This is a genomic window from Mycobacterium sp. ML4 (genome assembly GCF_054515735.1).
Map to the genome: position 1 here is coordinate 125665 of NZ_JBTNSY010000012.1, position 12598 is coordinate 138262.

A 12598-nucleotide genomic window follows, 5' to 3' on the forward strand; every position below is an offset into this window, starting at 1 on the left:
AATGAAATTCGTCGACGAATTCCGGGATCCGGCAGCGGCCCGCACACTGCTGACCGCGATCGAGCACCTCGCGGGAACCGGCCCCGAGCACTTCAAGTTCATGGAGGTGTGCGGCGGGCACACGCACACCATCTACCGGCACGGCATCGAACACCTGTTGCCCGACAACGTCGAACTCGTGCACGGCCCGGGATGCCCGGTCTGTGTGATCCCGATGGGCCGCATCGACGACGCGATGTGGCTGGCCGGCCAGCCCGATGTCATCTTCACCTGCTTCGGCGACATGATGCGGGTGCCGGGTTCGGCCGGCAGCCTGCTGGACGCCAAGGCCCGCGGCGCCGACGTGCGGTTCGTCTACTCCCCGTTGGACGCGCTCAAGATCGCCCTCGACAACCCGGACCGCCAGGTGGTGTTCTTCGCCATCGGGTTCGAGACCACCGCTCCGTCCACCGCGGTGACACTGGTGCGCGCCCGCGACCTGCAGTTGCCCAATTTCAGCGTGTTCTGCAACCACGTCACGATCGTGCCCCCGATCAAGGCGATCCTGGAATCACCGGACCTGCGATTGTCCGGATTCATCGGTCCGGGGCACGTGTCGACGGTGGTGGGCAACCGCCCCTACCGGTTTGTCCCGGAGGTCTACCGGAAGCCGTTGGTGGTGGCAGGTTTCGAGCCACTGGACATCCTGGCGTCGGTCGCGATGCTGCTGCGACAGATCCGCGAGGGCCGGTGCGAGGTGGAGAACCAGTACACGCGGGTGGTGCCGGAGAACGGCAACCCGGCCGCCCTGAGGCTGATGGGGCAGGTGTTCGCGCTGCGTCCGCATTTCGAGTGGCGCGGGCTGGGATTCATCTCACAAAGCGCGCTGCGACTGCACGACGACTACGCGGACTTCGATGCCGAACGACGGTTCTCGATGCCCGGTGTGCGGGTCGCCGACCCGAAGGCATGCCAGTGTGGTGAAGTGCTCAAGGGCGTTCTGAAGCCCTGGGAATGCAAGGTTTTCGGCACTGCCTGCACGCCGGAGACGCCGATCGGCACCTGCATGGTGTCCCCCGAGGGGGCATGTGCCGCCTACTACAACTTCGGGCGCATGCACCGCGAGGCCGCCAAGCTGGTGGGATCGTCAGGACGAGGGTGACTTGACGGACGCCGCCGGGGCCGAGATGTTCGCTCGGTACGCCTACGCCCCCAACGCACTCGGCTATTGTGGTCCACCGCTGGGCGCGACCCTGCGCGACGGCTCGGTGGACGATGTGCTGCACGCCGCGCGCAGATTCTCCGGCGCATGGCCGTATCTGCGGGTGCTGTCCCGGCTGACTGGCATTGCCGATCCGCTGGACCGTCGGCTGGTCGAATCGTATTGGCTCGGCGGGGGTGTCGGCTCCGACGTGCCGGGGTCCCGATTATTCGACGAACTGCTGGCCATCATCGGCCCGCAGGCCGGCCGATACTGGTCACATCTGACCCCCGACCTGGCCGGTGAGGCGGCCGGCAATCATTGCTTTCACGTCTTCGGCGTGTACCCGTGGACGCGCTTCCTGGGACGCGGCATGGATCAGCATCCGCTGCATGTACTGGACAGTTGCCGGATCACCTGGGGCGCAGTCATTTCCCGTACCGATGACAAGATTGAGGTGATGTGCCGGCGGCTGACCTGGGACGGCCGGGCGCTCGGATTGTCCGAGCCCGCGCCGCAGGTGCTCGAGGTGTGGTCCGACGGGTACTGCGCGGTGCCGGACGTGGCGGCCGGCGACGACGTCGCGGTGCACTGGGGCCGGCTGTGCGGGCGGCTGCAACCGGACCAGGTGCGCGCGCTGTCCGACAGCACCGACCGGCAGCTACGGGTGACCAACGATCGTCTGAGCGCGTGAAACCGTGCCACACTTGCCTTCGTGCCGCCTTCCATCTGCGACGTGCTGCCCAGCGCGGCGGCTCTGCTCGGGGTACCCGGTGCGATAGACGTGCTCGGTCTGGCGGAGTCGCTTGGCGACGTCGACCGGGTCATGGTGGTGCTCGTCGACGGGCTGGGCTGGCACCTGCTGCCGGATCTGGTCGACGATGCTCCACTGCTGGCCTCCGTGCTCACCGGCGGCACGGGGCGCCTGCGCCAGCTGATGTGCACCTTTCCGTCCACGACGCCGACGAGCCTGGTGTCGCTCGGCACCGGCGCCCAGCCCGGACAGCACGGCATCCTCGGCTTCACCCTCAACATCCCGGGCACCGACCGCGTGCTCAACCACATCCGGTGGCGGGACGACCCGCTGGCCGACGAATGGCAGCCTCTGCCAACGTGGTTCGACAGGTTGTCGCACGCGGGGGTCAAAGCCCGCGCCCTGCTGCCGGAGTGGTTCATCGGTAGCGGGCTGACCGAAGCGGCCTACCATGGCGCGCTTTTTTTGCCCACGCACGCCGACGACGACTACGCGCAGCGGCTGATCGACGAACTGCACGCGGCGCCGGGCCTGGTCTACGGCTACACCGCCGACCTGGACACCATGGCGCACGTGTTCGGTGTCGGGTCGCCCCAATGGCATGAGGCCGCGGCCCGGGTCGATGCACTGCTGACCAGGTTGGCGGAGTCGCTGCCGGCCAGGGCCGCGCTGTTGGTGACCGCCGACCATGGCGGCCTGAACGTCGCTCCGGACGCGCGCATCGACATGGACGCCGACCCCCGGCTGGCCGCCGGCGTACGGGTGGTCGCCGGTGAACCGCGGGTGCGCTACCTGCACACCGAGCCCGGCGCCACCGCCGACGTGATGGCCACCTGGGCCGAGTACCTCGCCGATCGCGCGGACGTCTACACCCGTGATGAGGCCGTCGCGACGGGGTTGTTCGGGCCGGTCAGCCCCGCTCATCTGCCCCGGATCGGTGACGTCGTGGTCGTCTGCACCGGTGGGTCGGCGGTGCTGGCCACCAGCCACGAACCGCCGGAATCAGCGCGGCTGGTCGGCTTTCACGGTGCGGCGACCGCGGCCGAGATGGCCATCCCCCTGATCGAATTGCTCTAATCAAACTCAAATCTTTTTTGCGTCCTTGAACCGTCTGGGGCGCGATAGGTTCGGTTTGTGCATCCTCCGGCCGCCGTCAGTGCGTATCGCCTGTTCGCAGGGCGGGAGATCTAGCCATGGACTACGGGCAGATGCCGCCCGAAATCCATTCGGCGCGAATGCATTCGGGCCCCGGCGCGCAGTCGTTGCTGGCCGCCGCCACGGCATGGGGCAACATCGCCGAAGGGCTGGACGACGCCGCGGATGGATTCCGCTGCGTCACCGCCAAGCTGAACTGCGGATGGCAGGGCCCGGCCGCGATCGCGATGACCCGGGCTGCGACTCCCTATCTCGGGTGGCTGACCGCCGCAGCGGCAAAAAGTAAACAGACCGCGGCCCACGCACGAGCGGCCGCGACCGCATACCAGGACGCCTCAGCGGCGATGGTGCCCCCGCCGGTGATCGCGGCCAACCGGTCCCGCCGAGCATGGCTGGCCAACGGCAATGCGCTGAGCCAGGATACCCAGACGATCGCGGAAATGGACGCCGACTACGACCAGATGTGGGCCCGCGACGTCGAGGCGATGTACACCTACGCCGAGTCATCGGCAGCCGCTGCCCGGGTGACACCGTTCACCTCGGGCCCACTCGCCCTTGACCTGCCGGTGTCGGCCCGGCACGGTGCGACCGGCGACCCTGAGGTGCTATCCGCCGGTTCGCAACTGATTTCCGCGATACCGCAGGTATTGCAGTCACTGTCGGCGGCGCCGCTGACGTCTACCGCCCTGGCGGCGCTGTCGTCGTCACTGGCGAAGCTGAGTCGCCTTGCCGTGCCGGTCACGTTCCCGATGCACCTGCTCAACTTCCTCGGCAAGGGCCCGGCCGCGTCACCGGCACACCAGACCATCCGGGCGACCTGGGGCAGGGGCATGTCCATCGGCCGGCTGTCGGTACCGCCGGCCTGGGGCATCGCGGAGCCGCCCAAGCCGGTCGTGGTGGATCTCTACTGCTCGGCGCGGCGGATGAGGACGATCGGCGGCCTGGCGGTCAACGGGCAACTGGTCTATTCCTGAAGCCGGGGCTCGTCGAGGCGACCATCAGGCCCGGCATCCGGGTTCGGGGCCTGCACCCAACGGGTCGCCGCCGTCGCGCAAATTACCTTCCGGGTCACCGATGCCTTGGGTGGATCCAGGTCGCCCCGCTGGTTCGGCACTCGGGCCGGCCAGCATGCCAGGCGGGATAACGCTGAGCGGCTGATCCGGGCGTAGCTTCGGCGACACGCCCCGCTACGGGTTCAGACCGACCGTCGTGATGCACCCACCGGCTGCCGGCTACAGCGGCGTCACATAGGCCGAACTGATACCGCCGTCCACCAGGAACGTCGACGCGGTGATGAACGACGCGTCGTCACTGGCCAAAAACGCGACGGCAGCGGCGATTTCGTCGGGCTCGGCGAAGCGCCCCAACGGCACATGCACCAGCCTGCGGGCGGCCCGCTGCGGGTCCTTGGCGAAAAGTTCCTGCAGCAGCGGTGTATTCACCGGTCCCGGGCACAGCGCGTTGACGCGGATGCCCTGGCGGGCGAATTGCACTCCGAGTTCCCGCGACATGGCCAGCACACCGCCCTTGGAGGCGGTGTAGGAAATCTGTGAGGTCGCCGAGCCCATCACCGCGACGAACGACGCGGTGTTGATGATCGATCCCCGGCCCGCGGGCACCATGTGCCGCAGGGCCGCCCGGCAGCACAGGTACACCGATTTGAGGTTGACGTCCTGGACGTGTTGCCAGGCGGCGAGTTCGGTGCTTTCGATCAGGTCGTCCTCCGGGGGCGAGATGCCGGCGTTGTTGAACGCGATGTCAACCGAACCGCAGGCGTGCGCAGCGCCGTCGAACAGCTTGTTCACCGACTCCTCGTCGGAAACATCCACTGCCACATACAGTCCGGAGAGTTCTTCGGCTGCGGCACCGCCGGCCTCGCCGTCGATGTCGCCGATGACCACGGTCGCGCCCTCGCCGTGCATGCGGCGCGCCGCGGCCAGGCCGATGCCGCCCCCGCCGCCGGTGATGACCGCCACCCGGCCCGCCAGTCGTCGACTCAGGTCGATCACTGTTCCTCCTTGACGGCGATGAAGACGTTCTTGGTCTCGGTGAAGTGCAGCGGGGCGTCCGGGCCGAGTTCGCGACCGACACCGGATTGTTTGAAGCCGCCGAACGGGGTGTTGTAGCGCACCGAGGAATGCGAGTTGACCGACAGGTTGCCGGATTCGATCGCGCGCGACACGCGCAGGGCGCGGGACAGGTCGTGGGTCCAGATGGAACCGGACAGGCCGTACTCGGTGTCATTGGCCAGTGTGACGGCGTCGTGCTCGTCGTCGAACGCCAGCACGGTGACCACCGGGCCGAAGATCTCGTCGGTGACGCTGCGATCGGTGCGCTGCGGGGTGAGAACCGTTGGCGGGAACCAGAATCCGGGACCGGTCGGCGCGGTGCCTTGAAAGGCTATGGAGGCGTCGTCTTGAACGTAGGAGGCCACCTTGTCCCGGTGCGCGCGCGACACCAGCGGACCCATCTCGGTCTGCTCCGCCGCCGGGTCCCCCACCACCACAGCGCGCACGGCCGGTTCGAGCAACTCCATGAACCGGTCGTAAACGCTGCGCTGCACCAGGATTCGGCTGCGCGCGCAGCAATCCTGACCGGCGTTGTCGAATACTCCGGCGGGCGCGGTGGCGGCCGCACGCTCGAGGTCACAGTCGGCGAAAACGATGTTGGCGCTCTTGCCGCCCAGTTCGAGCGTTACCCGTTTGACGTGCGCCGCCGCACCGGCCATCACCTTCTTGCCCACCGCGGTGGACCCGGTGAACACCACTTTGCGCACTTCCGGGTGAGTGACAAAGCGATCCCCCACCACCGAGCCCCGCCCCGGCAGCACCTGCAGCAGGTCCGCATCCAGCCCGGCCTCGACGGCGAGTTCTGCCAGCCGCAGGGTGGTCAGCGGCGTCCACTCCGCGGGTTTGACCAGTACGGCGTTGCCTGCGGCCAGCGCAGGGGCGATTCCCCATGTCGCGATCACCATCGGGAAATTCCAGGGGGTGATCACCCCGATCACGCCCATCGGCTCATTGAAGGTGACGTCGATGCCGCCGGCTACCGGAATCTGCTTGCCGGACAGTCGTTCCGGGCTGCCCGCGTAGTACTGCAGCACGTCGCGGACGTTTCCGGCCTCCCACCGCGCCGATCCGATCGGATGCCCGGAATTGGCCATCTCCAGCGCAGCCAGTTCATCGACGTGCCTGTCGACGGTGGCCGCGAATGCGCGCAACCCGGCGGCGCGGTCAGCAGGCGCCACCCGCGACCAGCGACGCTGGGCCACTGTCGCGCGTGCCACCGCGTCGTCGACGGCGGCGGCGTCGGCGTGCTCGACGGTGCGCAGCACTTCCTCGGTGGCGGGGTTGACCAGCCGCGTGGAGTTCATGTCGTTGCATACGACCGGGCGGCGTCGACCAGCGCGGCGAACAGCCGCAGATCGTCCAGCGACTTCTCCGGATGCCATTGCACCGCAAGCGCAAACGCGTCGCCCGGCAGCTCCACCGCCTCGACCACGCCGTCGGTGTCCCATGCGCCGACCACCAGCGACTCTCCTACTGCGTCGATGGCCTGATGGTGGTAGCACGGCACGTCGGCGGTCTCGCCCAGCAACGCCGCGACCTTCGTTCCGGGCATTGTGCGCACCGGCAGCCTGCTGAACACACCGTTGCCGGCGCGGTGACCGGAGTGGCCGATGACCTCGGGCAGGTGCTGGTGCAGTGTCCCGCCGAATGCGACGTTCAGTAGTTGTGCGCCGCGACAGATGCCCAGGACCGGCAGCCGCCGGTCCAGCGCCGCGCGCAACAGCGCGAACTCCCACTCGTCGCGGTTGATACGCGGTTCATCCGTCGTCGGATGTGGTTGCTGGCCATAGGAAGCGGGGTCCAGGTCGTAACCACCGGTGATCACCAGCGCGTCCAGGCTGTCCAGCACCCGGTCGACCGTGTCCTCGTGCACCGGCTGCGGCGGCAGCAGCACCGGTATCCCGCCGGCCAGCGTCACGCCCTCGAAGTAGTCGGCGGGCAGGTAGGCCGCCGGGACATCCCACACCCCGGTCCGCACCCGCTCCAGATACATCGACAGGCCCACCACCGGTCTGCTACAGGCGCTCAAACCCACGAATCCTCTCCCAATCGGTGACCGCGGCGTTGAACGCCTTCAGCTCGACGCGCGCGTTGTTCAGGTAATGCGCGACCACGTCGTCGCCGAAGGCCTCCCGCGCCAGCACCGAATCTCCGAACAGCGCCGCAGCCTCGGCGAGCGTGGCGGGCAGCCGTTCGACATCCTGCGCGTGGTAGGCATTGCCGGCGTACGGCTCGCCGAGCTCGAGGCCCTGGTCGATACCGTACAGGCCGCCCGCGATCAGCGCCGCCACCGCCAGGTACTGGTTGACGTCGCCGCCGGGCACCCGGCACTCGACGCGGATGCTGCGTCCGTGCCCCACCACCCGCAGCGCGCAGGTGCGATTGTCCATCCCCCAGGCCACCGCGGTGGGCGCGAAGCTGCCATCGGCAAAGCGCTTGTAGGAGTTGATGTTCGGCGCGAAGAACAGGGTGAGTTCGCGCACTGTGGCCAGCAGTCCGGCGAGGAAGCTGCAGAACGTGTCCGACATCCCGCCGCTGCGGTCGGCGAACGTCGCGCTGCCGTCCGTCCCCCGCAGCGACAGGTGGATGTGACAGCTGTTCCCTTCGCGCTCATCGTATTTCGCCATGAAGGTCAGGCTCTTGCCGTGCTGGTCGGCGATCTCTTTCGCGCCGTTCTTATAGATCGAGTGGTTGTCGCAGGTGACCAGGGCCTCGTCGTAGCGGAATCCGATTTCCTGCTGGCCGTTGTTGCATTCGCCCTTGATCGCCTCGACCTGCAGACCCGCGCCCTGCATACCCAGCCGGATGTCGCGCAGCAATGACTCCATGCGCGAGGAGGCCATGATCGCGTAATCGATGTTGTAATCGCTGGCCGGCGTCAGGTCCCGGTAACCGCCGGCCCACGCCTGACGGTAGGACTGATCGAACACGATGAACTCCAGCTCGGTGGCGACGTCGGCAACCAGCCCCCGTTGCGCCAGCCGGTCGAGTTGGCGGCGCAGGACCGCACGCGGCGAGACGGTCACCGGGCTGCCATCCGCCCAGGACAGATCGGCGATCACCAGCGCCGTGCCGGGTAGCCACGGCACCAGCCGCAATGTGGACAGGTCGGGCGTCATCGCCATGTCGCCGTAGCCGGTTTCCCAACTCGACATGGCGTAGCCGGGGACGGTGTTCAGGTCGACGTCGACAGCCACCAGGTAGCTGCAACACTCCGCCCCCCGGGCGGCCACCTCGTCGACGAAGAACCGCCCGGCCACCCGCTTGCCGGCCAGTCGGCCCTGCATGTCGGTGAACGCGACGATGACGGTGTCGATGTCGCCGGTTCCAACCAGCTGCCCCAGCTCGGCCAGCGGCAGATGCGGCGAATCATGTTGACGCACTGGACTTACTTCCGCGCTACCAGCCGCTGGTGCGCAGGACGATCTCGGTCGCCAACTGCGCTGTCGACTCCTGCACGTTGCGTCGTCCGGTGAGATCCACGACTCGGTAGTCGGAGTAAACCAGCCGCTGACCGTCGCGCGCTACGGTGCGGGCGGCGGGCGAGCTCACCAGCACCGTGGTACCGATCTCCACCGGCGGGCAGTCACCGTCGCGAATCACCCCGTCGACGCCCGGAAGCCCGGGATGTCCGCGATCGATGGCGACCAGACCGGCGAACCGGCCCAACCGCGTCGCAGCCAGTTCCCAGGCGAGTTCCGCTCCCTCGCGGTCACCCACCACCACCGCCCAGCCGATGCCCAGAGCGTCGAGAATTCCGATCACCGACTTTGCCGTCAACCTGGGGTCGGCGCCGATGACGACGGTTCGCAGCGATGCCGTGTGCAGGCGATCGCAGATCGCATCATAGGCCGCCACCGCTCGTTGTTGGGCCCCGAGTATCACGACTACGACGCCGTTTTCCGGACCGGTAACCCCCACTGGAACGGCGAACCCGTCGAGCGTGGTCATCATCCTGGGCACCGCCCCAAACTACGCTCAAAGACCGTCGTTTACACGCCGGCGACCAGACCGATCAGTTGCCCGAACATGAAGTTGGCCACCTCAGGGGAAAGATTGCCGACGTAGAGCGCCCGAGGCAGGTAACCGATGTCCCGCAGTCCGGCGTTGTACACACCGAGGCTCGCAAGGCGCGACAATGCGGTGCCGATGTTGAGCACACCTGAATCGGCGGCGCCCAGTTGGTTCGGAAATGACTCAATCTGGATGAATTGAATTCAAATAGCGCCGAATTATGGTTTGCCGGACGGGCCTACCGCAGCAGCTCGCTGGCCAGATACGGCCGTCGCGGTGGCGCGCCGTTGAGGAGCTCGATGACGGCCTCGACGTCGAGATGTACTTCCAGCAGATCGGCGATCAGGTCGAGCTGCGCGTCGCGGCGAGCGGCGACGTTCACGTCGTCGGCAACCGTAAAGCCGTCCCGGCCGGCGGCGGACGCCGCGTCGGTGAGCAACGTCCGACGGAAGTCGTCGTTGTCGAGCAGGCCGTGCCAGTGGGTGCCGAATACCGCTGCGCGGCGGATCCCCTGCGCCCCGCAGCCCGTGCCGAACCACGTCTCCTCGGCGCAGCGGGTCAGTTGCCCGTGATGAATTTCATAGCCGTGCAACGGCTCTCGCCAACGTCGCAGCGTCTTGGTCGCGGCGAATGCGATGTCCGCGTCCAGCAGCCCCAGGCCGTCCACCACCCCGGCGCCCGACTCCACCGTGTCGTCGATGCTGCGGCACAGCATCTGGAAGCCGCCGCAGATCCCCAGCACCGGCTTACCCGCCGCGGCGTGGCCGGCTATTCCCGCGGCCAGACCGCGTTCCCGCAGCCAGGACAGATCGGCAACGGTGGCCTTGCTGCCGGGGAGCACGATCAGGTCGGCGTCGGCGATGTCGGCCGGATCGGTGATCCAGCGCACCAGAACACCGGGTTCGCAGGCCAGCGCTTCGACATCGGTCGAATTCGAAATGCGCGGCAGACGAACGGCTGCTATCCGCAACCACTGCGTGCCGCGCGGCGGCTCCGGTGTCCCGACCACGCGGTGCGCCACCACCGACAGGGAGTCCTCGGCGTCGAGCAACAGCCGCTCGCAGTACGGCAGCACTCCGTAGGTGGGGCGACCGGTCAACTCCGCCAACTGAATCAGCCCGGGTTCCAGCAGCGCACGATCACCACGAAACTTGTTGACGATGAAGCCCGAAATGAGCGCCTGGTCCTGGCGGTCGAGGACCGCGACCGTCCCGAACAGATGCGCCAGTAGGCCGCCGCGGTCGATGTCGCCGATCAGTATCACCGGCAGGCAGGCCGCTCTGGCCAGTCCCATGTTGGCGATATCGGTGGCCCGCAAATTTATTTCGGCAGGCGATCCGGCGCCCTCGCATATCACCGCAGCGAATTCGGCGCGCAGGCCCGACAGCTCATCGAGCACGACCTCGGCCACCTGACCCCGATGCCGGAAATAGCTTGCCGCACTGACGTGATCGACGGCCCGGCCCCGGATCACCAATTGCGACGTGCCGTCGCCACCCGGTTTGAGCAGTATCGGGTTGAACCGGACGCTGGGGTCCAGGCCCGCGGCGCGGGCCTGGATCGCCTGGGCGCGACCGATCTCACCGCCCTCGACGGTGACGGCGGAGTTGTTCGACATGTTCTGCGCCTTGAACGGTGCGACCCGAATTCCCCTGCGCGCCAACAGCCGACACAGTCCGGCGACCACCACGGATTTCCCGGCGTCCGAGCTGGTGCCGGCAACCAGCAGCGCCCCACTCACGTTCTCATCGCGAGCAGACACAAAATCGCACAATCGCGGGCCAAACAGTGCGAGTTTGTGTCTGCTCGCGCCACCGATCTCACGGCAGGGTCAGGATCTCGGCGCCGGTTTCGGTGACCAGCAGAGTGTGCTCGAATTGCGCGGTCCACTTGCGGTCCCTGGTGACCACGGTCCAGCCGTCGTCCCAGATCTCGTAGTCCAGGGTGCCGAGGTTGATCATCGGCTCGATGGTGAAGGTCATCCCCGGCTGGATGACGGTCTCAACTGCGGGCTGGTCGTAGTGTAGGACCACCAGCCCGTTATGGAACGTGGGACCGATTCCATGGCCGGTGAAGTCGCGAACCACGTTGTAGCCGAACCGATTCGCATACGACTCGATGACACGTCCGACCACCGACAGCTGCCGTCCCGGTTTGACGGCCTTGATGGCGCGCATGGTTGCCTCGTGGGTTCGCTCGACGAGCAGGCGATGCTCCTCGGAGACGTCGCCGGCCAGGAACGTCGCATTGGTGTCGCCGTGCACTCCATTGATATAGGCGGTCACGTCGATGTTGACGATGTCGCCGTCCTCGATCACCGTAGAGTCGGGGATGCCGTGACAGATCACCTCGTTCAGTGAGGTGCAACACGACTTCGGGAAATTCTTGTAGCCCAGGGTCGACGGGTACGCGCCGTTGTCCACCATGTACTCGTGCGCGATGCGGTCGAGTTGATCGGTTGTAACCCCTGGCGCGACTGCCTTTCCGGCCTCCTGCAGGGCGCGGGCCGCGATCTGCCCGGCCACCCGCATCTTCTCGATCACCTCTGGTTCCTGCACCCACGGCTCGGTGCCCTCCTCGGCGGTGGGCTTGCCGACGTATTCCGGGCGGGCGATCCACGTGGGCACCGGAAGAGTCGGAGACAGCACGCCAGGAGACAGCGCAGTTCGAGCAGGCATGGCAGCTAGCTTAACGATGCCGCGCCAGTGGTGCCGCCCACCGGATTCAGGTCGCGCTCGTCCCGCCCGCGCCGAGCCTGAAGATCTGCAGCCGCCCGGTGCAGAGTTTCGGCTCGGCGAACCCGCCGGCGGTCACAACCGGGGACGGCGCAGCAATGTCCGCCGCGGCCCGCGGATGACCACCGAGCCGAACACCACCTGACCGGTCAGCACGACGTGGGGATTGCCTTCGGCCGGCGGATCTTTGCGACGATCCGACGCGCTGCCCACATACGCCTCCACGTTGTCGATCGACGCGCTGGCCCCTTCGGGCAACCACAGGTTCAGCGATCCGAACTTCATGTCGATTTCGATGACCACGACCGGCCCCGCGAACCGAGCCTTGGTCAGGTCCAGGTCGATCGACCCCAGCCGGCGCACCAGCGAGAGCCGGGTGGGCACCGTCCATTCACCGTGGCGCTTCAATGAGCCGGCCCAGCCCCGCAGTTCGACCCGGTCGGTAGCCGACGTGACGATCGCTCCCGGCGCCGGCAGGTCGCCGACGAGCCGGTCCAGCTCGTGGCGGGTCCGCGCGAGAGACACCTGCCGGGTGCGCTGCTCGAATTCGTCGATGTCGATCAATCCGAGTGCCAGGGCGTTCTGCAGTCGCCGCATGGTGCCGTTGCGGTCGGCGTCCGACACCCGCATCTCCGTCATATCCCCGCCGGATCCCGTCATGGCGTTCCTTGGGTGCTCACCTTCGCAACTT

The 12598-nt window shown here is 67.4% G+C and carries 13 protein-coding genes; 4 read left to right on the forward strand and 9 right to left on the reverse strand.

Features of this window, described 5'->3' with window-relative positions; translation table 11 throughout:
- Position 1 precedes the first annotated feature (1 nt).
- The 4 genes from hypD to ACX9NE_RS15645 all read left to right on the forward strand — a co-directional run bounded on the left by hypD (position 2) and on the right by ACX9NE_RS15645 (position 4063).
- Positions 2 to 1141, forward strand: a complete 1140-nt coding sequence (hypD, locus tag ACX9NE_RS15630) for a hydrogenase formation protein HypD (protein ID WP_459362279.1) — start codon at positions 2 to 4, stop codon at positions 1139 to 1141.
- A gap of 1 nt (position 1142) precedes the next feature.
- Entirely contained in the window at positions 1143 to 1874 is a 732-nt protein-coding gene (locus tag ACX9NE_RS15635) for a DUF6390 family protein (RefSeq protein ID WP_459362280.1), read from the forward strand.
- A gap of 21 nt (positions 1875 to 1895) precedes the next feature.
- Entirely contained in the window at positions 1896 to 3011 is a 1116-nt protein-coding gene (locus ACX9NE_RS15640; RefSeq protein ID WP_459362281.1) for an alkaline phosphatase family protein, read from the forward strand.
- Between the two features lie 116 nt (positions 3012 to 3127).
- The gene (locus ACX9NE_RS15645) at positions 3128 to 4063 is read left to right on the forward strand and encodes a PPE family protein (RefSeq protein WP_459362282.1); all 936 of its coding nucleotides are present in this window, start codon (positions 3128 to 3130) and stop codon (positions 4061 to 4063) included.
- Between the two features lie 258 nt (positions 4064 to 4321).
- On the opposite strand, the gene ACX9NE_RS15650 is transcribed toward ACX9NE_RS15645, so the two are convergent.
- The 9 genes from ACX9NE_RS15650 to ACX9NE_RS15690 all read right to left on the reverse strand — a co-directional run bounded on the left by ACX9NE_RS15650 (position 4322) and on the right by ACX9NE_RS15690 (position 12567).
- Complete coding sequence (locus tag ACX9NE_RS15650) at positions 4322 to 5098, reverse strand: 3-oxoacyl-ACP reductase (protein ID WP_459362283.1); 777 nt, start codon at positions 5096 to 5098, stop codon at positions 4322 to 4324.
- On the reverse strand, positions 5095 to 6462 hold the full coding sequence (locus tag ACX9NE_RS15655) for an aldehyde dehydrogenase family protein (RefSeq protein ID WP_459362284.1): 1368 nt from the start codon (positions 6460 to 6462) through the stop codon (positions 5095 to 5097). Before ACX9NE_RS15655 ends, ACX9NE_RS15650 begins: the two co-directional genes overlap by 4 nt.
- The gene (locus ACX9NE_RS15660; protein WP_459362349.1) at positions 6459 to 7208 is read right to left on the reverse strand and encodes a gamma-glutamyl-gamma-aminobutyrate hydrolase family protein; all 750 of its coding nucleotides are present in this window, start codon (positions 7206 to 7208) and stop codon (positions 6459 to 6461) included. Before ACX9NE_RS15660 ends, ACX9NE_RS15655 begins: the two co-directional genes overlap by 4 nt.
- Entirely contained in the window at positions 7174 to 8541 is a 1368-nt protein-coding gene (locus ACX9NE_RS15665; protein WP_459362285.1) for a glutamine synthetase family protein, read from the reverse strand. The genes ACX9NE_RS15660 and ACX9NE_RS15665 overlap by 35 nt, the downstream gene beginning before the upstream one ends.
- Before the next feature lie 16 nt (positions 8542 to 8557).
- Entirely contained in the window at positions 8558 to 9112 is a 555-nt protein-coding gene (locus ACX9NE_RS15670) for an alpha/beta hydrolase (RefSeq protein WP_459362350.1), read from the reverse strand.
- A gap of 38 nt (positions 9113 to 9150) precedes the next feature.
- A complete protein-coding gene (locus ACX9NE_RS15675) occupies positions 9151 to 9318 on the reverse strand; it encodes a hypothetical protein (RefSeq protein WP_459362286.1) in 168 nt (55 codons plus the stop codon).
- A gap of 92 nt (positions 9319 to 9410) precedes the next feature.
- Positions 9411 to 10913, reverse strand: coding sequence for a cobyric acid synthase (locus ACX9NE_RS15680; protein WP_459362351.1), 1503 nt, complete (start codon positions 10911 to 10913; stop codon positions 9411 to 9413).
- Between the two features lie 79 nt (positions 10914 to 10992).
- Positions 10993 to 11850: a type I methionyl aminopeptidase gene (gene map / locus ACX9NE_RS15685; protein ID WP_459362287.1), complete on the reverse strand. Its 858-nt coding sequence runs from the start codon at positions 11848 to 11850 to the stop codon at positions 10993 to 10995.
- 132 nt (positions 11851 to 11982) lie between these two features.
- Positions 11983 to 12567: a DUF1707 SHOCT-like domain-containing protein gene (locus tag ACX9NE_RS15690; RefSeq protein ID WP_459362288.1), complete on the reverse strand. Its 585-nt coding sequence runs from the start codon at positions 12565 to 12567 to the stop codon at positions 11983 to 11985.
- Positions 12568 to 12598: the final 31 nt, after the last annotated feature.

What these genes read in the sequence shown, in the direction of transcription:
- hypD (WP_459362279.1), top strand. Translation starts at nt 2, where the DNA reads ATGAAATTCGTCGACGAATTCCGGGATCCGGCAGCGGCCCGCACACTG.
- ACX9NE_RS15645 (WP_459362282.1), top strand. Translation starts at nt 3,128, where the DNA reads ATGGACTACGGGCAGATGCCGCCCGAAATCCATTCGGCGCGAATGCAT.
- ACX9NE_RS15655 (WP_459362284.1), bottom strand. Translation starts at nt 6,462, where the DNA reads ATGAACTCCACGCGGCTGGTCAACCCCGCCACCGAGGAAGTGCTGCGC.
- ACX9NE_RS15670 (WP_459362350.1), bottom strand. Translation starts at nt 9,112, where the DNA reads ATGATGACCACGCTCGACGGGTTCGCCGTTCCAGTGGGGGTTACCGGT.
- map (WP_459362287.1), bottom strand. Translation starts at nt 11,850, where the DNA reads ATGCCTGCTCGAACTGCGCTGTCTCCTGGCGTGCTGTCTCCGACTCTT.
- ACX9NE_RS15690 (WP_459362288.1), bottom strand. Translation starts at nt 12,567, where the DNA reads ATGACGGGATCCGGCGGGGATATGACGGAGATGCGGGTGTCGGACGCC.